Genomic DNA, 17,647 nt, shown 5'->3' with positions numbered 1-17,647 from the left:
AACGCGACGAGGGGCGCGAGGATCTCTCCCCGCGCCCCTCGTCACCAGTGGCCGTCAGGACTTACTCGGCCACTACCACCACGCGTACGGTGGCTTCGACCTCGGCATGCAGGCGCAGCGCAATGTCGTACTCGCCGGTGGCGCGGATCGGACCTTCCGGCATGCGTACTTCGCTCTTGGCCACATCGATACCGGCCGACGCGATGGCATCGGCCAGGTCGCGGGGCCCGATGGAACCGAACAGCTTGCCCTCGTCGCCGGACTTGGCGACCAGGGAGAGCTCGATCTCGTTGAGCTGGGCGGCACGCGCCTCGGCCTCGGCCTTGCGCTCGGCGGCCTGGGCCTCGAGCTCGGCACGCTGGGCCTCGAAGGCCTCGATGTTGTCCTTGGTGGCCGGCACGGCGAGACCGTAGGGCACCAGGTAGTTGCGGCCGTAACCGGGCTTGACGGTGACCTGGTCACCCAGGCCGCCCAGCTTGCCAATATTGTCGAGCAGAATGACTTCCATCTCGTAAACCTCTTGTCAGTGGCGGCTGGCCAGGCGTCCGCGAATGTTCGCGAAGACGTCGATGAAGGCCAGCAGCAGCACGATCAGAATCATGGGCCAGGTGGTGATCAGCAGCAGGTAGAAGGCGACCAACCACAGCCCGTTCATCCCTTTCAGTCCGATAAAACCATGCACCAGGGCGATGCCGGCGACCAGCAGCGGGAGCCACAGCAACATGCCCAGGCCGGGAAGCCCCAGCACGGCGCCTGTCACCCCGAGCACGGCCAGCACGACCAGCTCACGCGGCGCCAGGCGCAGGGCGTGGAACTCTTCGCGAAAGCCACCGGGGTTATAGAGCCCCGCCTGCCAGCTGCGCGCCAGGGCCAGACAGGCCACGGCGGCAATCAGCACGATGAGCCCGGTGACCCCGCCGATCAGCAATCCCGCCAGCTGCTCGGTATCGAGCCCCTGGCTGCCCAGTTCGCTGAGCAGGCGCTCCACCTCGGGCGAGGCCTGGCGCAGCTGGGCGAGCATCTCCCCGGTGCCCCCGGGGGGCAGGAAGATCCCCAGCTGGATCATCACCGCGCCGGCCAGGGCACCGACGATCAGCGCCTCGCTCCAGCGCAGCCGCGACCGCAGCACCACCGCCATCAGGGTCACCAGCAGCACGCTGGCGAGCGGGATGACATCCCCCTGCATCCACCACCAGCCCGAGGGCACGGCGGCGGCCACGATCACCGGCAACGCCGGAGAGAGTCCCCGGCGCAGGGTGACCAGGGCCGCGATGGCGGCCCCCAGCCAGAACAGCCAGGGAATCAGGGTGGCGACGGCGGCCCCGCCGGCGGCGTGGGGCGTTCCGCGCATCACCCAGCGGGCGATCGTTAGCATCTTGTCGCTGGCTTACTGGTGGCTATCGGAGTAGGGGAGCAGTGCCAGGTAGCGCGAGCGCTTGACGGCGGTCGCTAGCTGGCGCTGATAGCGGGCCTTGGTACCGGTGATACGGCTGGGAACGATCTTGCCGGTCTCGGTGATGTAGGCCTTGAGGGTGTCCAGATCCTTGTAATCGATCTGTTTCACGCCCTCGGCGGTGAAACGGCAGAACTTGCGGCGACGGAAAAAGCGTGCCATGTGAAGACTCCTTCAGACGTGCGATGGGGGTGATCAGGCGGACTCGGCGCGGGGCTTCTCGTCGCGCGGCTTGTCGTCGCGGCGTGCGCGCTTCTCTTCCACCGGCTTCATCATCGGCGAGGCCTCGGTGATGGCTTCATTGCAGCGCACCACCAGGCTGCGAATGATGGCGTCGTTGAAGCGGAAGATGTTCTCGATCTCGTCGAGGGTCTCGCCGCTGCACTCGACGTTCATCAGCACGTAGTGAGCCTTGTGGATCTTGTTGATCGGGTAGGCCAGATGACGACGGCCCCAATCCTCCAGGCGATGCACGGTGCCGCCATTCTCGGTGACGAGGCTGGTGTAGCGCTCGACCATGGCCGGAACCTGCTCGCTCTGGTCCGGATGGACCATGAACACGATTTCGTAATGACGCATGGGATCTCCTTGCGGTTTGGCAGCTTCCTCGGGAGGTCTCGGCGCTCCGGGGAAGCAAGGAGTGATAGAAATAAAACACGAATGCCCGCTCGATGGACGAACGGGCGCAAGCATTCTAAAGAATGGCCGCCGGCCTGGCAAGGCGTGTTTCACCGGCCAGGGCGGCATGGCCGGCACGGCGCGAGGCCGGACCAGCGGGTGGGACATTTGACAAAATAATAAAATATCCATATTTTGATAACGCACAGTTATGGATTGCCCCGCCTTACCGTGACCGACGCGTCACATCCGCACTGATTTCGGGCGAGCGATGCCGCCCCTCCTCCGCTGCCGCCGGCCTGCACGGGCCCTGCCTCGGAACCGGCGACACGACGCCATCAGGAAGCACTCCGCCCCTCACCACGACGGGCGCCAGCCCCTTCACCGGGGACGGATCTCCGCCTTGCGACCGGATCACAGTGCAGGCGTCATCGCCCCCTGACGGGCACCGGGCATCCATGCTTTCTGCCATCTCGATGCTCGGCCCGGCCGCCCCCGGCGGCGGCACGGCGAGCCTCGCTCACGGAGCCATTCATGACCAAACGTGTTGCCATCATCGGTGCCGGCCCCAGCGGCCTGGCGCAACTACGCGCCTTCCAGTCAGCCTTCGAGAAAGGGGCCGACCCCGTCGAACTGGTCTGCTTTGAGAAGCAGAGCGACTGGGGAGGCCAGTGGAACTACACCTGGCGCACCGGCCTCGATGCCAATGGCGAACCCGTTCACAGCAGCATGTACCGCTACCTCTGGTCCAACGGCCCCAAGGAGTGCCTGGAGTTCGCCGACTACAGTTTCGAGGAGCACTTCGGCAAGCCGATCGCCTCCTACCCGCCGCGTGCCGTGCTGTGGGACTACATCAAGGGGCGCGTCGAGAAGTCAGGCGTACGCGAGCACATCCGCTTCAACTGCCCGGTGCGTCATGTGGAGTACCGTGAGAGTGACGCCACCTTCCTGGTGACCGTGCAGGACCACGAGCGCGACGTGGTCGAGAGCGAGATCTTCGACCATGTGGTGGTGGCCTCCGGTCACTTCTCCACGCCCAACGTGCCCGAGTTCGAAGGCTTCGAGAGCTTCAACGGCCGAATCCTGCATGCCCACGACTTCCGCGACGCCCTGGAGTTCCAGGGCAAGCACCTGCTGCTGGTGGGCAGCAGCTACTCCGCCGAGGATATCGGCTCGCAGTGCTACAAGTATGGCGCGCGCAGCATTACCACCAGCTACCGCACCCGCCCCATGGGCTTCGACTGGCCCGAGAACTGGGAGGAGAAGCCGCTGCTGAAGCGGGTCGACGGCAACACCGCCTACTTCGCCGACGGCAGCAGCAAGCAGGTCGACGCGATCATCCTGTGCACCGGCTACCTGCATCACTTTCCCTTCCTGCCGGACACCCTGCGCCTGCAGACCAACAATCGCCTTTGGCCGCTGGGGCTCTACCGCGGGGTCGCCTGGGAAGCCAACCCCGGCCTCTTCTACCTGGGCATGCAGGATCAGTGGTACACCTTCAACATGTTCGACGCCCAGGCCTGGTATGTCCGCGACATCATCCTGGGACGCATCGCCCTCCCCGACTACGAGACCATGCGGGCCGACAGCCAGGCCTGGCGCCGGCGGGAAGAGGGGCTGGAAGACGATGAGCAGATGATCCGCTTCCAGGGCGACTATGTCGCCGGCCTGATCGAGGCCACCGACTATCCGAGCTTCGACATCGAGGGGGTCAACCGGACCTTCCTCGAGTGGGAGCAGCACAAGCACAGGGACATCATGACCTTCCGTGACAAGTCCTACCCGTCGCTGATGACCGGCACCCAGGCGCCGGCCCACCATACCCGCTGGCTGGATGCCATGGACGACTCGCTGGAGGCCTTCCTCGACGCTCCCGCCAGACGCCCGACCGCCACCCCCGAGAAGGCCAACGGCTGAGCGTCCGCGCCGCCCGGATACGACAACGCCTGCCACGGGGCAGGCGTTGTCGCGTCTGGCGGCGGGCTTCGAACCCCGGGCATGGTTAGGGATAAGGGTCAGGCCCCGGCCCCGGGCGTCGCCCGTCCCCGCTGGCGAACGGCCTCGAAGAGGCCGATGCCGGTGGCCACCGAGACATTGAGACTGGAGACGCTACCGGCCATGGGCAGCTTGACCAGCTGGTCGCAGGCCTCGCGGGTCAGGCGGCGCATGCCCTTGCCCTCGGCCCCCATCACCAGCGCCGTGGGTCCGGTGAGGTCGACCTCGAAGATCAGCGCCTCGGCCTCACCGGCGGTGCCGGTGACCCAGACGCCGAGCGACTTGAGCCTGGCCAGGGCACGGGAAAGGTTGGTGACCTGATAGACCGGCACGCTCTCGGCGGCACCGCAGGCCACCTTACGCACCGTGGCATTGAGCGGCGCGGCCTTGTCCTTGGGCACGATCACCCCGTGCACCCCGGCGGCATCGGCGCTGCGCAGGCAGGCGCCGAAGTTGTGCACGTCGGTGATACCGTCGAGCACCAATAACAGCGGGGGCGTCGCATGGGGCCACGCCTCCAGGCGAAACCACAGCGCATTCTCGGCCTCGAACGCCAGCGGCGTGGCGAAAGCCACGACGCCCTGGTGGGTGGCGCCCTGGGCCAGACGATCGAGCTCGTCACGCGGGCGCGACTGGATGCGGGCGCCGCCACTGCGAGCGACCTCCACTAGCTCGGCCAGGCGCGTCCCCGCGCTGCCCTCCTGCACCCACAGTTCGCGGGGGGTCTCGCCACGTTCGATCAGCGCACGCACGGCGTGGACGCCGAATACTGCCTCCAGGCCGCCGGGTACCGCCGGCTTGCCGGCGGCGGACCGGTGGGGTCGCTTGTGCTTCATGGTTCTCGCTTCATCGAGGGTCACACGGCGGGCCCGCAGGCCCGCCGCCGGGTTCAGCGCCGTGAACGGCGCCGACGGTTGCCGCTGCGCTTGCGGCCATCGCCCTTGTCGGACTTGCCGCCCTTGCCGGACGCATCAACCTGGGGCGCCTCGGCCTTGGGCGGCTTGCCGCCGGCGCTGGCACGCCCCTTGGCGGGGGCATCATCCACCGCGCGGCGGCGGCGCGGCGCACGCTTGGGCCGCGGCTTGTCGTCGGCCAGGGCGAAGTCGATCTTGCGATCGTTCAGGTCGACCCGGGCCACCTGCACCGTGACCCCGTCACCGAGGCGATAGCTCATGCCGCTGCGCTCGCCCTTGAGGCGGTGCTTCTCCGGCTCGTAGTGATAGTAGTCGGAGGGCAGCGAGGTGACGTGAACAAGCCCCTCGACATAGACCTCATCGAGCCGCACGAAGATGCCGAACTGGGTCACCGAGGCGATGGTGCCGTCGTAGATCTCGCCGAGCTTGTCGGCCATGAACTCGCACTTCAGCCAGTCTTCGACGTCGCGGGTGGCGTCGTCGGCGCGCCGCTCGGTCATCGAGCAGTGCTCGCCGAGCTCGAGCATCTGCTCGAAGGTATAGGGCGCCCACTTGCTCGGCGGCTCCACCTTGGCATCGTCGGCCCGCAGCACCGTGGCGGTCTGGCGCGGACCGCGGATCACCGAGCGGATGGCGCGATGCACCAGCAGGTCGGGATAGCGGCGGATCGGCGAGGTGAAGTGGGCATAGGCCGGGTAGGCCAGGCCGAAGTGGCCGTCGTTCTGGGGCGAGTAGACCGCCCGGCTCATGGAGCGCAGCATCACCGTCTGGATGACGTCGGTGTCGGCCCGATCCTTGATGACCTCCGCCAGGTCACGGTAGTCCTGGGGGCTCGGGTCGTCGCCGCCGCCCAGCGACAGGCCCAGCTCGTTGAGGAACAGGCGCAGCTTGTCGAGGCGTTCCGGCGAGGGTTTTTCGTGGATCCGGTAGAGGGCCGGCAGGTCATGCTTGTCGAGGAAGCGCGCCGTGGCCACGTTGGCCGCCAGCATGCACTCCTCGATGATCTTGTGGGCATCGTTACGCGAGCGCGGCACGATCTTCTCGATCTTGCGCTCGTCATTGAAGACGATGGCCGTCTCGGTGGTCTCGAAGTCGATGGCGCCCCGCTCCACCCGGGCCTCGCGCAGCAGCCGATAGAGGGCGTGCAGGTTCTTCAGCGACGGCACCAGCTCGCTGTACTCCTCGCGCAGGGACTCGCCGTGCTCCCCTTCGTCGTCGAGGATCGCCGCCACCTTGTTGTAGGTGAGACGCGCATGGGACTGGAACACCGCCTCGTAGAAGCGGTAGCGGCTGATCGCCCCGGTCTGCGAGATGTTCATCTCGCAGACCAGCGCCAGGCGGTCCACCGCCGGGTTCAGCGAGCAGAGCCCGTTGGAGAGCAGCTCCGGCAGCATCGGCACCACCTGCCCCGGGAAGTAGACCGAGTTGCCGCGGCGGATCGCCTCCTGGTCCAGGGCACTGCCAGGCCGCACGTAGTGGGAGACATCGGCGATGGCCACCAGCAGCTTCCAGCTACCGGACTTGGTCTTCCAGGCGCAGACGGCGTCGTCGAAGTCCTTGGCGCTCTCGTCGTCGATGGTCACCAGCGGCACGTCACGCAGGTCGATGCGCCGATGGGTGTCTTCCTCGGCCACCTCGGCGGACATGCCGGCGATCTGGTCGTGGACCTCCGGCGGGAATTCGGCGGGAATCTCGTAGCTGCGGATGGCGATGTCGATCTCCATCCCGGGATCCATGCGCTCGCCCAGCACCTCGATCACCTCACCCACCGGCTGCACCCGGGTCTCGGGCTGCTTGACGATGTGTGCCGAGACCACCTGGCCATCCTTCGCCCCGCCGCAGGCGCTGTGGGGGATGATGATCTCCTGGGTGATGCGGGCGTTCTCGGGGATCAGCACGCCGAACTCGGGGGTGTTCTGGCGGTAGACGCCGACGATGGTCTGGGTGTTGCGCGCCAGCACCTCGGCGACGGTGGCCTCGTCGCGACCGCGGCGATCACGGCCGCTGACGCGCACCAGCACGTGGTCGCCATGGAAGACACGGCGCATCTGCCGCGGTGGCAGTACCAGGTCGGGCTTCTTGCCGTCGTCGCGCAGCAGGAAACCGAAGCCGTCGCGGTGCCCCAGCACCTTGCCCTTGACCAGGTCGAGCTTGTCGATCAGCGCGTAGGCGCCGGCACGGTTGCGCAGCACCTGGCCGTCGCGCTCCATGGCCGCCAGCCGGCGACGCACCGCCTCCTGCAGCTCCTCATCCTCGAGGCCGAGCTGCTGGCTCATCTTCTCGTGGGTGATCGGCTTGCCGACGTCTTCCAGGCGGGCGAGCAGGTACTCGCGGCTGGGAGCGGGCTTGTCATACTTGTGCGCTTCACGTTCCGCATGCGGATCGTCGCTGAGCGTCCAGTGGGTCATGCGCAGTGCATCCTTGGCAGGGTCGGGGACGACATGTGTAAGGAGGCGCTCGCGCGCCGCGGGAACGAGGTATCGCTTGGGGATTCATTGATCATGGCCGCAGTATAGCGCCGCGGGCCCGGCCACCCAACCTTGGCGGGCTCCTCGAGGAGGGAAAAAACCACCTTGCGCCCACTCTGGCCCTTGCAAAGCCGGGGAATTCGAGTACCATACGCAGCGCCTGCCCAGATGGCGGAATTGGTAGACGCGCTAGCTTCAGGTGCTAGTGTCCTTACGGACGTGGAGGTTCAAGTCCTCTTCTGGGCACCATCGCTCTTTTACAGTTCGACTCGCTCGTGTTCGCCCAGGTGGCGGAATTGGTAGACGCGCTAGCTTCAGGTGCTAGTGTCCTTATGGACGTGGAGGTTCAAGTCCTCTCCTGGGCACCACTCCTTCGGGAGACGCGGACACGACGAGATGCATGATGCGCCCAGGTGGCGGAATTGGTAGACGCGCTAGCTTCAGGTGCTAGTATCCTTACGGATGTGGAGGTTCAAGTCCTCTCCTGGGCACCACTCTCTCGCGTCATGCAGGCTGGATCAGACGATACTCACAGGAAACCGCGACATGGATCGCGGTTTTTTTGTGTCCGCTCGATGCGCCCTATTCGAAACGCCCGGGGCGGTTCGCCACCTCCTCCAGCGCCCAGCCACGGGTACTCACCCGCCCCTCCAGCGCCTCGGCGGCAGGTGCCGGCAGGTTGGGAAAGAAGTCGAGCCCGGTACGCGCCTCTAGCGCATCGATGCTCACCAGGAAGTCGTCCAGCGGCTCATCACCGCGCACGCCCTGGGGCATCAGGAAGGCCAGCGCCAGGGGGCGTTCGGCGGGCACCACGATGATCTTGTAGAAGGCCTCGGGGACCTCCACCAGGCCGACCCGGTTGAAGACGTTGTCGAGGAAGCGCTCGGGGAATACCGGTCCGGTAATCACCTGCACCGCGCCGAAGCGCGGCACGAAGTGATCTATCACCACCTCCTCCAGGCGTTGCCATAGCCGGCGGTTGAGGTCGGGACGCTGTGGCGTCATGTTGCTCATGTAGAAGGTGTCGAGCTGGGCGTCGCGGCCATGCACGGCGGCGATGGCGTAGTTCGGCGCCAGGTGCCCACGGTCATAGCCGCTGCCCGCGTAGTGGTCGGTACCGATGGGCCACAGGGTGCGCCAATCCTGGCGAAACCCGGGGCGCGACCCGGGGCGGGGGTCCTCCACCGCCTGGAGCCGATAGCTCACCCATAACGGATTGACGCGCACGTCGGACCAGCCCACCAGGAAGCCGTCGTTGCGCAGCACGCGGTGAACGCTGGTGGGCGACACCTGCCGCCACTCGGGCACGCCCATCCACACCAGGGAGTCACGCAGCTCGCGCGCCTGGAAATGCCACAGGCCGGTGCCCACGGCCACGAACAGCAGGCTGACGGCGAAGCGCCGCAGCGGGCGGCCACGGCGCAACAAGGGGGAACGTCGGCGACTCATCCGTGAATGGCTTTCCGGTAGAAGGTCAAAAGAGGGCTGCGGTCAGGAGGCAGAACAACAGCAGGAAGATCACAGGCCGCCGCGACGCCGGTGGCGGCGAGCGGCCGCACAGGCTACCAGCCCAGCGAGAACATGGTCTCCAGATCGTGGCGGGAGTGCACCTGCATGGCATTGAGGGTCTCGGTCTCGCGGATGCCCTCCACCGCATTGAGACGCCCGGTGACCAGCTCCGCCAGGCTCTCGAAGTCACGGGTGCGGGCGATGGCGACCAGGTCATAGCGGCCACAGGTGGAGTAGACTTCGCTGATCCCCTCCACGTCGGCCAGGCGCTCGGCCACCGACTTGACCTGTCCCTTCTCGGCATTGATCAGGATCACGGCATTCTGCATCGGGCTCTCTCCAGCTTGCGCCCCGGGGGCGGAGTGGGCGGCAGGCAGTCATCGACGACTGCCTGGCATCTGACAGCGAGTATATCAGCGCCGGGGGCCGGGAAGAATCGCTCCTTGGCCGGCACCGCGGCTGCGACACGCCGTCGCGGGTGCCGCCGCGTGGTCGCACATGCGAGGCGCCTTGACTACCATGATGTGACGAACTCTACCGGCAGCCGACTGTCGGAATCCCGAGAGGTGGAATACCACCCGAGGATAGCGGGCAAGTGCCCGACCGTGACTGGAAACGAGACATAAGGAGATTCCATGGCTAACCACAGCCGTCGTGACTTCATGCGTAACAGCCTGCTGGGCATGGCCGCCCTGCCGCTGGGTGCCGGCATCCTGTCCAAGAACGCCTTCGCCCAGGACCTGCCGCCGCTGGACCCTTCCGCCGACCAGGCCCAGGCCCTCAACTACGTCGTGGATGCCACCGAGGCCGCCGACCACCCTGCCTACGCGGAAGGCGAGCGCTGCGACAACTGCATGTTCTTCCAGGCCGACACCAATGGCTGCCAGCTGTTCCCCCAGAACAGCGTCGAGCCGGCGGGCTGGTGCCAGTCCTGGACCGCCCAGAGCTGATGCCCGGGCGGCCCGGCCGCCACTCGGCATAGGTGAGGACCCGCGCCACGGCGCGGGTCCTGTCGTTGAAGGAAGGCAAAAGGGCAACAGCCAGTGACAGGCGTGCCGCACCGGGTCAGGCGCGTTCGGCCTCCTCCTCGTCCGGCAGCGGCCACTGGTAGCGCCGCACCACATGCTCCTCCTGGACCGACTCCAGGCGCACCGGGAAGCCCCACAGCTGATGCAGGTGGCGGATCACCGGATAGACGCTGCGCGCCAGCGGGCGGCGCTCGTCCTGGACATGGCGCAGGGTCAGCGAGCGATCGCCGCGGATGTCCGCCGAATAGACCTGGATATTGGGCTCACGCACGGACAGGGCGTAGTGAGCCGCCAGCGCCTCGCGGATGCGTCGATAGCCTCGCTCGTCGTGGATCGCCGTCACCTCCAGCATCTCCTCCTGATCATCGTCGACCACCATGAACAGCTTGAGGTCGCGGATCACCCTGGGCGACAGGAACTGCTGGATGAAGGACTCATCCTTGAAGTTCTTCATGGCGAACTCCAGGGTCTCGCGCCAGTCGCTGCCGGCGGTATCGGGAAACCAGCGGCGGTCCTCCTCGGTGGGCGCCTCGCACAGGCGCCGCAGGTCACTGAAGATGGCGAAGCCCAGCGCATAGGGGTTGATGCCGCTGAAGTAGGGGCTGTCGAAGGCGGGCTGTTGCACCACCGCCGTGTGGGACTGCAGGAACTCCAGCATCAGCCCCTCATCCACCGCTCCCTCCTCATAGAGCCGGTTCATCAGGGTGTAGTGCCAGAAGGTCGCCCACCCCTCGTTCATCACCTGGGTCTGGCGCTGGGGGTAGAAGTACTGCGCCAGCTTGCGCACGATGCGCACCACTTCGCGCTGCCACGGTGCCAGCAGCGGCGCATTCTTCTCGATGAAGTAGAGCAGGTTCTCCTGGGGCTCCGACGGGTAGCGGCCGCCGGCGTGCAGGCCCAGCGGGTCCTCGGTGTCCTGCTCGGCGCCCAGCGCCTCCGCCGAGGGGCGCCCGGGGATGGTGCGCCACAGGGTGTTGACCTGGGCCTGCAGGAGCTCCTCGCGCTCCTTCTGGCGGCGCACCTCCTCCTCGGCGGAGATCGGCGAGGGGCGCTTGTAACGATCGACGCCGTAGTTCTGCAGGGCGTGGCAGGCATCCAGCAGCTGCTCCACCGCGGCGACCCCGTGACGCTCCTCGCACTCGGCGATATATTTCCGGGCGAACACCAGGTAGTCGATGATCGAGCCCGCATCGGTCCAGGTGCGAAACAGGTAGTTGCCCTTGAAGAAGGAGTTGTGGCCATAGCAGGCGTGGGCCATCACCAGCACCTGCATCATCAGGGTGTTCTCCTCCATCAGGTAGGCGATGCAGGGGTCGGAGTTGATGACGAGCTCGTAGGCCAGGCCCATCTGGCCGCGGCGGTAGGCCTGCTCCACGGCCAGGAACTGCTTGCCGAAGGACCAGTGGTGATAGCCCACCGGCATGCCCACGCTGGCGTAGGCATCCATCATCTGCTCGGAGGTGATCAGCTCGATCTGGTTGGGGTAGGTATCCAGGCGATACTCGTCCGCCAGCCGCGCGATCTCCCGCTCGAACTCGGTGAGTATCTCGAAGTTCCAGTCGGACCCCGTGGCGATGGGCTTGCGTCGGGTCATCTTGCCTCCTCGGCCGCGGTCCGGCCCTCAGCCGCCGACGACGCGGCGCTTGAACAGCTCGCGGAACACCGGATAGATATCTCCGGCCTCGACGATCTGGCGCATGGCGAAGCGCGCCGGAAACTCGGCGGCCACGCTCTCGTACTCCTCCCACAGCGCCTGGTGGGCGTGGGGCGTGATCTCCACGTAGGTGAAGTACTGCAGCCGCGGCATCAGCCGCTTGATCAGCAGGTCGCGGCAGGCCACCGAGTCATCGTCCCAGTTATCGCCGTCCGAGGCCTGGGCCACGTAGAGGTTCCACTGCCCCGGCGGGTAGCGCTCGGCGATGATCTCGTCGACCAACGACAGGGCACTGGAGACGATGGTGCCGCCGGTCTCCCGGGAGTAGAAGAACTCCTCCTCGTCGACCTCCCGGGCGGCGGTATGGTGGCGCACGAAGACCAGCTCGACCTTCTCGTAGTTGCGCTCCAGGAACAGGTAGAGCAACAGGAAGAAGCGCTTGGCGATGTCCTTGTGGGCCTGGGTCATGGAACCGGAGACGTCCATCACGCAGAACATCACCGCCTTGCTGGAGGGCTGAGGCTGGTTGACCAGGTGGTTGTAGCGCAGGTCGTAGGTATCGATGAAGGGCACCGCCTCGAGGCGCTTCTCGAGGCGCTCCACCTCGGCCCTGAGCTCATTGATGCGCGCCGGGTTGCGCAGCACCGGGTCCTTGCGCTCCTCGGCCTCCAGCGCCTCGCGGGCCTCGCGCAGGGCTCGCCGTATGGGTGCGCGCATGGCGATGCGCCGGGCATGGGCCTCGCGCATGGAGCGCACGATATTGATCCGCGCCGGGACGCCCTCCTTGGAGACCCCGGCGCGCACCGGGCGCACCTCGTCGAGATCCACCAGCGCCTTGCGCTCCAGGTGGGGCAGCTCCAGGCCGTCGAAGACGAAGTCGAGGAACTCCTCCCGGGAGAGGGTGAAGGCGAACTCGTCCACCCCCTCGCCCTGGTTCGAGGCGCCCCCCTCCCCCGCCCCATTACCGCCGCTGCCACCGCCGGGACGGCGCAGGCGGTCGCCCTCGACGAACTCCTTGTTGCCCGGGGCGATGATGCGCCGCCGCCCCCCGGAACCGTGCTGGAACACCGGCTCCGAGATATCGCGGGCGGGGATCGAGACCTTCTCGCCGCGCTCCATGTCGGTGATCGAGCGGCGATTGACCGCCTCCTCCACGGAACGCTTGATATGGGTGCGATAGCGGTCGAGGAAGCGCTGGCGGTTGACCGCGCTCTTGTGCTTGGCATTCGCCCGCCGATCGATGAAGTAGCTCATGGCAACTCTCCTGCGCGCCGCGGGGGTCTGCCGCCACGGCGCGGCGTCGGGCTACTGTGACTTGCGCACCCGCAGGTACCACTCGGAGAGCAGGCGCACCTGTTTCTCGGTGTAGCCACGCTCCACCATGCGCGCCACGAAGTCCTCGTGCTTCTTCTGGTCGGCGCTGGAGGCCTTGGCGTTGAAGGAGATCACCGGCAGCAGCTCCTCGGTATTGGCGAACATCTTGTGCTCGATCACCCCGCGCAGCTTCTCGTAGGATTGCCAGCTGGGGTTCATGCCGTTGTTCTGGGCACGCGCCCGCAGCACGAAGTTGACCACCTCGTGGCGGAAGTCCTTGGGATTGGAGATGCCCGCGGGCTTCTCGATCTTCTCCAGCTCCTCGTTGAGGGCCTGGCGGTCGAGGAACTCGCCGGTCTCGGGGTCGCGGTACTCCTGATCCTGGATCCAGAAGTCGGCGTAGGTGACGTAGCGGTCGAAGATGTTCTGGCCGTACTCGGAGTAGGACTCCAGATAGGCGGTCTGGATCTCCTTGCCGATGAAGTCCACGTAGCGTGGCGCCAGGAACTCCTTGATGAAGCGCAGGTAGCGCTCGAAGGTCTCGCGCGGCAGCTGCTCCTGTTCCAGGCGCTGCTCCAGCACGTAGAGCAGGTGCACCGGGTTGGCCGCCACCTCGTGGCTGTCGAAGTTGAACACCTTGGACAGGATCTTGAAGGCGAAGCGGGTAGAGAGCCCATCCATGCCCTCGTCGACGCCGGCGGAGTCGCGGTACTCCTGAATCGACTTGGCCTTGGGGTCGGTGTCCTTGAGGTTCTCGCCATCGTAGACCCGCATCTTGGAGTAGATGCTGGAGTTCTCCGGCTCCTTGAGCCGCGAGAGCACCGAAAACTGCGCCAGCATGCGCAGGGTGTCCGGCGCGCAGGGGGCCTCAGCCAGCGACGAGTGCTCCAGCAGCTTCCTGTAGATATTGATCTCTTCCGACACCCGCAGGCAGTAGGGCACCTTGACCATATAGACCCGGTCCAGGAAGGCCTCGTTGTTACGGTTGTTGCGGAAGGTCTGCCACTCGCTCTCGTTGGAGTGGGCCAGCACCACGCCCTCGAAGGGGATCGCCCCCATGCCCTCGGTGGGGTTGTAGTTACCCTCCTGGGTCGCGGTCAGCAGCGGATGCAGCACCTTGATCGGCGCCTTAAACATCTCGACGAACTCCATCAGCCCCTGGTTGGCTCGGCACAGGCCGCCGGAGAAGCTGTAGGCGTCCGGGTCGTCCTGGGAGTAGAGCTCGAGCTGGCGGATATCCACCTTGCCCACCAGCGAGGAGATGTCCTGGTTGTTCTCGTCGCCGGGCTCGGTCTTGGAGATGGCGATCTGGTTGAGCCGCGAGGGGTAGAGGCGCACCACCCGGAACTGGCTGATGTCGCCACCGTACTCCTTGAGGCGCTTGGCCGCCCAGGGCGACATCACGCTCTTCAGGTAGCGGCTTGGAACCCCGTATTCCTTCTCCAGCAGCTCGCCATCCTCCTCCGGCGAGAACAGCCCCAGCGGCGACTCGTAGACGGGCGAATCCTTGATGGCATAGAAGGGCACCTTCTCCATCAACAGCTTGAGGCGCTCGGCCAGCGACGACTTGCCGCCGCCCACCGGCCCCAGCAGATAGAGGATCTGCTTGCGCTCCTCCAGCCCCTGGGCGGCATGGCGGAAGTAGGCGACGATCTGCTCGATCGCCTCCTCCATGCCGTAGAACTCGGCAAACGCCGGGTAGCGGCGAATCACCTTGTTGGAGAAGATGCGTGACAGCCGCGGGTCCTTGGCCGTGTCGATGACCTCCGGCTCGCCGATCGCCTGAAGCATGCGCTCGGCGGCCGAGGCATAGGCCAGTGGCTCGTCGCGACACAGCTCCAGATACTCCTGCAGGCTCATCTCCTCCTGCTGGACGCGGGCGAAACGGTTCTGCACATGGTCAAAGATGCTCATCGATGCCTCCTTAAGCCCGATGGCTCGGCGCCGGCACGCGGGCGCTCGAGAACAGGGTCACCTTCAGCGTAGGTCAGCCCGGCACACTCTCGACTGACATCCAGTCAACGCTTGGCTGTATCCCTATGAGCCCACCACGGACTCATGGTTCGACATCTCCGTGCGCCGGGTATTCAACGCAGCGGGCCTGCCATCACGACGACGGCAGGCCCGCGCAAGGACGACCAGGCAGCGCTCAGAGCATGGCGGCTACCCGGGTACCCTGGTCAATGGCACGCTTGGCGTCGAGCTCACCTGGCTCGAGGGCGCCACCGATCAGATGCACCGTCACCCCGGCCTCGCGCAGCGGCGCGTGGAGTTCGCACACCGACTCCTGGCCGACACAGACCACCACCGTATCGACCTCCAGCAGGCGCGACTGGTCGGCATGCCGAATATGCAGGCCGGCATCATCGATATGCCGATATTCGCAGCCGGCCAGGGTCTCCACCCCACGCTGCCGGAGCGAGGCGCGATGCACCCAGCCGGTGGTCTTGCCGAGGCCCTTGCCGGGCTTGCTGGTCTTGCGCTGCAGCAGGAAGACCCGCCGCGCCGCCTCGGGGTGACGCGGCGCCTTGAGCCCGCCCGGCGCAGTGACGGCGAGATCCACGCCCCACTCCTCGCACCAGGCCTCGGCATCCAGCGACGGCTGGCCGACCTGGGTCAGCCGCTCGGCGACATCGAAGCCGATGCCTCCCGCCCCGATGATCGCCACCCTCGGCCCCACCCGCTCGGGATGCTGGATAGCCTCGGGGTAGCCCATCACCTTGGGATGGTCGCTGCCGGGAAGTTCGAGCCGGCGCGGGCGCACCCCGCTGGCCAGCACCACGGCGTCGAAACCGGCAAGCGTGGCCACCTCCGCGGCGCAGTTGAGCCGCACCTCGACGCCGCGCTTGTCGAGCATCACCCGGAAGTAGCGCAGGGTCTCGGCGAACTCCTCCTTGCCGGGAATCTGGCGGGCATGATGGAACTGGCCGCCGAGTTCGCCATCCCGCTCGAAGAGGGTGACCGCGTGACCGCGCTCGGCAGCGGTCAGTGCCGCGGCCAGGCCCGCCGGCCCGCCGCCCACCACGGCGATGCGGCGCGGCGCCATCGCCGGCTCGATGACCAGCTCGGTCTCGTGACCGGCCCGCGGATTGACCAGGCAGGAGGTCAGCTTGCCGGCGAAGGTATGGTCGAGGCAGGCCTGGTTGCAGGCGATGCAGGTGTTGATCTCGTCGCTGCGCCCCGCCGCGGCCTTGCTGATCCAGGCCGGATCGGCGAGGAAGGGCCGCGCCATGCTGACCATGTCGGCATGACCCTCGGCCAGCACCCGTTCGGCGACCTCGGGCATGTTGATGCGATTGGTGGCGATCAGCGGCAGGGAGACCTCCCCCTTCAGCCGCCGGGTCACCTCGGTGAAGGCCGCCCGGGGCACGCTGGTGACGATGGTGGGCACCCGGGCCTCGTGCCAGCCGATGCCGGTGTTGAGCGCGTCGGCGCCGGCCGCCTCGATCGCCCTGGCCAGGGCCACCACCTCGTCATGGGTGCTGCCCTCCTCCACCAGATCGATCATCGACAGCCGGAAGATCACCAGGAAGTCATCCCCCACCGCCTCGCGGATGCGCCGCACGATCTCCAGCGGGAAACGGATGCGGTTCGCGAAGCTGCCGCCCCAGGCATCATCGCGGTGGTTGGTGCGCCGGCAGATGAACTGGTTGATCAGGTAGCCCTCGGAGCCCATCACCTCCACGCCATCGTAGCCGGCCCGCCTGGCAAGCGTGGCGCAGCGCACGTAATCGTCGATCTGGCGTTCCACCTCATCGGCGGCCAGCGCCCGGGGGGCGAAGGGGTTGATGGGTGCCTGGATCGCCGAGGGGGCCACCGGCTCCGGCGTATAGGCGTAGCGCCCGGCGTGAAGGATCTGCATGCAGATCCGACCGCCCTGGTCATGCACCGCCTCCACCACCCGGCGGTGGTCGCCCAGCTGCTCCTCACGCTCCAGGGTCGCCGCCCCCTGGAACACCGCCCCCTCGGGGTTGGGAGCGATGCCGCCGGTGACGATCAGCCCGACCCCCTCCCGGACGCGTTCGACGTAGAAGGCCGCCAGGCGCTCGAAGCCATCCGGCGCCTCCTCCAGATTGGTATGCATGGAGCCCATCAGCACCCGGTTGGGCAGGGTCAGGTGACCAAGCACGAGGGGCTGGAAGAGGTGAGGAAAGGCGGTCATGGCGAGGCTCCGGTCATTGTCGGGGAAGTTGTCATCGGGCCGAATTCAAACAACTGTATGACAGCTGACGCAAGGGTGCAAAGCAAAGACCGCGGGGGCGAGGCCAGCGTCGTTGTCCATGGCGAGAAAGCGGAGAGAAAGGGCTGGCACCGGAGGCGGGGAGGCTATCGGGCGCTGCGCAGCATGCCTGACGCATACGAAGAAGCCCCGAGCACTGGCCCGGGGCTTCAGGAATTCGTGGCGACATTGGCGGACCGGACGGGACTCGAACCCGCGACCTCCGGCGTGACAGGCCGGCATTCTAACCAACTGAACTACCGGTCCGCGTGGTGGGTGATACCGGATTCGAACCAGTGACCCCCAGCATGTGAGGCTGGTGCTCTAACCAACTGAGCTAATCACCCACGCAATCGCACAAGATACTGCACTTTCTCAAGCAAACTGCCAGGCCTTGATGGCGGACCGGACGGGACTCGAACCCGCGACCTCCGGCGTGACAGGCCGGCATTCTAACCAACTGAACTACCGGTCC

The 17,647-nt window shown here is 66.6% G+C and carries 14 protein-coding genes and 6 tRNA genes; 5 read left to right on the top strand and 15 right to left on the bottom strand.

The features are described 5' to 3' along the window. Positions 1-61: 61 nt before the first annotated feature. From rplI to rpsF, 4 genes are read right to left on the bottom strand one after another with little or no spacing between them, the layout of a single operon-like run. The gene (rplI, locus tag RAN53_RS03705) at positions 62-508 is read right to left on the bottom strand and encodes a 50S ribosomal protein L9 (RefSeq protein WP_213311446.1); all 447 of its coding nucleotides are present in this window, start codon (positions 506-508) and stop codon (positions 62-64) included. A 15-nt stretch (positions 509-523) separates the two neighbouring features. Next, positions 524-1,375: a hypothetical protein gene (locus RAN53_RS03700; RefSeq protein ID WP_305795470.1), complete on the bottom strand. Its 852-nt coding sequence runs from the start codon at positions 1,373-1,375 to the stop codon at positions 524-526. Positions 1,376-1,387: 12 nt separating this feature from the next. Continuing rightward, positions 1,388-1,615 (bottom strand): 30S ribosomal protein S18, encoded by a 228-nt coding sequence (gene rpsR / locus RAN53_RS03695; protein ID WP_027960188.1) that lies wholly within the window; start codon positions 1,613-1,615, stop codon positions 1,388-1,390. Between the two features lie 33 nt (positions 1,616-1,648). Next, positions 1,649-2,032, bottom strand: coding sequence for a 30S ribosomal protein S6 (gene rpsF / locus RAN53_RS03690; RefSeq protein ID WP_305795469.1), 384 nt, complete (start codon positions 2,030-2,032; stop codon positions 1,649-1,651). A 573-nt stretch (positions 2,033-2,605) separates the two neighbouring features. Between rpsF and RAN53_RS03685 the strand changes: the two genes are divergently transcribed. Beyond that, positions 2,606-3,988: a flavin-containing monooxygenase gene (locus RAN53_RS03685; protein WP_305795468.1), complete on the top strand. Its 1,383-nt coding sequence runs from the start codon at positions 2,606-2,608 to the stop codon at positions 3,986-3,988. A 98-nt stretch (positions 3,989-4,086) separates the two neighbouring features. On the opposite strand, the gene rlmB is transcribed toward RAN53_RS03685, so the two are convergent. Together rlmB and rnr are read right to left on the bottom strand one after the other, a co-directional pair. Beyond that, positions 4,087-4,902: a 23S rRNA (guanosine(2251)-2'-O)-methyltransferase RlmB gene (gene rlmB, locus RAN53_RS03680; RefSeq protein ID WP_305795467.1), complete on the bottom strand. Its 816-nt coding sequence runs from the start codon at positions 4,900-4,902 to the stop codon at positions 4,087-4,089. Positions 4,903-4,955: 53 nt separating this feature from the next. Next, positions 4,956-7,388, bottom strand: a complete 2,433-nt coding sequence (gene rnr / locus RAN53_RS03675) for a ribonuclease R (RefSeq protein WP_305795466.1) — start codon at positions 7,386-7,388, stop codon at positions 4,956-4,958. 222 nt (positions 7,389-7,610) lie between these two features. Here rnr and RAN53_RS03670 point away from each other — a divergent pair. The 3 genes from RAN53_RS03670 (at position 7,611) to RAN53_RS03660 (ending at position 7,942) form a co-directional block, all read left to right on the top strand. Continuing rightward, positions 7,611-7,697: transfer RNA gene (locus RAN53_RS03670), tRNA-Leu, on the top strand. A 32-nt stretch (positions 7,698-7,729) separates the two neighbouring features. Beyond that, positions 7,730-7,816, top strand: a tRNA-Leu gene (locus tag RAN53_RS03665). Between the two features lie 39 nt (positions 7,817-7,855). Next, positions 7,856-7,942: transfer RNA gene (locus RAN53_RS03660), tRNA-Leu, on the top strand. A gap of 88 nt (positions 7,943-8,030) precedes the next feature. Here the strand turns inward: RAN53_RS03660 and RAN53_RS03655 are convergent. Both RAN53_RS03655 and RAN53_RS03650 read right to left on the bottom strand, forming a co-directional pair. Further along, positions 8,031-8,897, bottom strand: coding sequence for a DNA/RNA non-specific endonuclease (locus RAN53_RS03655; protein WP_305795465.1), 867 nt, complete (start codon positions 8,895-8,897; stop codon positions 8,031-8,033). Between the two features lie 113 nt (positions 8,898-9,010). After that, positions 9,011-9,286 (bottom strand): Lrp/AsnC family transcriptional regulator, encoded by a 276-nt coding sequence (locus RAN53_RS03650; protein ID WP_213311440.1) that lies wholly within the window; start codon positions 9,284-9,286, stop codon positions 9,011-9,013. 306 nt (positions 9,287-9,592) lie between these two features. Between RAN53_RS03650 and RAN53_RS03645 the strand changes: the two genes are divergently transcribed. After that, a complete protein-coding gene (locus RAN53_RS03645; RefSeq protein ID WP_305795464.1) occupies positions 9,593-9,907 on the top strand; it encodes a high-potential iron-sulfur protein in 315 nt (104 codons plus the stop codon). Between the two features lie 115 nt (positions 9,908-10,022). Here RAN53_RS03645 and RAN53_RS03640 read toward each other — a convergent pair whose 3' ends face one another. The 7 genes from RAN53_RS03640 to RAN53_RS03610 all read right to left on the bottom strand — a co-directional run bounded on the left by RAN53_RS03640 (position 10,023) and on the right by RAN53_RS03610 (position 17,647). Then, positions 10,023-11,579 carry a SpoVR family protein gene (locus tag RAN53_RS03640; protein ID WP_305795463.1) on the bottom strand — a complete coding sequence of 519 codons (1,557 nt, stop codon included), beginning with the start codon at positions 11,577-11,579 and terminating at the stop codon, positions 10,023-10,025. A gap of 27 nt (positions 11,580-11,606) precedes the next feature. Continuing rightward, complete coding sequence (locus RAN53_RS03635; protein WP_305795462.1) at positions 11,607-12,893, bottom strand: YeaH/YhbH family protein; 1,287 nt, start codon at positions 12,891-12,893, stop codon at positions 11,607-11,609. Between the two features lie 51 nt (positions 12,894-12,944). Next, a complete protein-coding gene (locus tag RAN53_RS03630) occupies positions 12,945-14,867 on the bottom strand; it encodes a PrkA family serine protein kinase (protein WP_305795461.1) in 1,923 nt (640 codons plus the stop codon). 235 nt (positions 14,868-15,102) lie between these two features. Beyond that, positions 15,103-17,115, bottom strand: coding sequence for an NADPH-dependent 2,4-dienoyl-CoA reductase (locus RAN53_RS03625; protein WP_305795460.1), 2,013 nt, complete (start codon positions 17,113-17,115; stop codon positions 15,103-15,105). Between the two features lie 247 nt (positions 17,116-17,362). Then, positions 17,363-17,439 (bottom strand) — tRNA-Asp (locus RAN53_RS03620). A 3-nt stretch (positions 17,440-17,442) separates the two neighbouring features. Continuing rightward, a tRNA-Val gene (locus RAN53_RS03615) sits at positions 17,443-17,519 on the bottom strand. A gap of 51 nt (positions 17,520-17,570) precedes the next feature. Next, positions 17,571-17,647, bottom strand: a tRNA-Asp gene (locus RAN53_RS03610).

The organism is Halomonas sp. SSL-5 (assembly GCF_030708455.1).
Lineage (GTDB): Bacteria > Pseudomonadota > Gammaproteobacteria > Pseudomonadales > Halomonadaceae > Halomonas.
This window is presented reverse-complemented; position numbering and strand designations above follow the sequence as displayed.

What these genes read in the sequence shown, in the direction of transcription:
- RAN53_RS03635 (WP_305795462.1), bottom strand. Translation starts at nt 12,893, where the DNA reads ATGAGCTACTTCATCGATCGGCGGGCGAATGCCAAGCACAAGAGCGCG.
- RAN53_RS03685 (WP_305795468.1), top strand. Translation starts at nt 2,606, where the DNA reads ATGACCAAACGTGTTGCCATCATCGGTGCCGGCCCCAGCGGCCTGGCG.
- RAN53_RS03650 (WP_213311440.1), bottom strand. Translation starts at nt 9,286, where the DNA reads ATGCAGAATGCCGTGATCCTGATCAATGCCGAGAAGGGACAGGTCAAG.
- RAN53_RS03640 (WP_305795463.1), bottom strand. Translation starts at nt 11,579, where the DNA reads ATGACCCGACGCAAGCCCATCGCCACGGGGTCCGACTGGAACTTCGAG.
- RAN53_RS03645 (WP_305795464.1), top strand. Translation starts at nt 9,593, where the DNA reads ATGGCTAACCACAGCCGTCGTGACTTCATGCGTAACAGCCTGCTGGGC.
- RAN53_RS03625 (WP_305795460.1), bottom strand. Translation starts at nt 17,115, where the DNA reads ATGACCGCCTTTCCTCACCTCTTCCAGCCCCTCGTGCTTGGTCACCTG.
- rnr (WP_305795466.1), bottom strand. Translation starts at nt 7,388, where the DNA reads ATGACCCACTGGACGCTCAGCGACGATCCGCATGCGGAACGTGAAGCG.
- rlmB (WP_305795467.1), bottom strand. Translation starts at nt 4,902, where the DNA reads ATGAAGCACAAGCGACCCCACCGGTCCGCCGCCGGCAAGCCGGCGGTA.
- rpsF (WP_305795469.1), bottom strand. Translation starts at nt 2,032, where the DNA reads ATGCGTCATTACGAAATCGTGTTCATGGTCCATCCGGACCAGAGCGAG.
- rplI (WP_213311446.1), bottom strand. Translation starts at nt 508, where the DNA reads ATGGAAGTCATTCTGCTCGACAATATTGGCAAGCTGGGCGGCCTGGGT.
- RAN53_RS03700 (WP_305795470.1), bottom strand. Translation starts at nt 1,375, where the DNA reads ATGCTAACGATCGCCCGCTGGGTGATGCGCGGAACGCCCCACGCCGCC.
- rpsR (WP_027960188.1), bottom strand. Translation starts at nt 1,615, where the DNA reads ATGGCACGCTTTTTCCGTCGCCGCAAGTTCTGCCGTTTCACCGCCGAG.
- RAN53_RS03655 (WP_305795465.1), bottom strand. Translation starts at nt 8,897, where the DNA reads ATGAGTCGCCGACGTTCCCCCTTGTTGCGCCGTGGCCGCCCGCTGCGG.
- RAN53_RS03630 (WP_305795461.1), bottom strand. Translation starts at nt 14,867, where the DNA reads ATGAGCATCTTTGACCATGTGCAGAACCGTTTCGCCCGCGTCCAGCAG.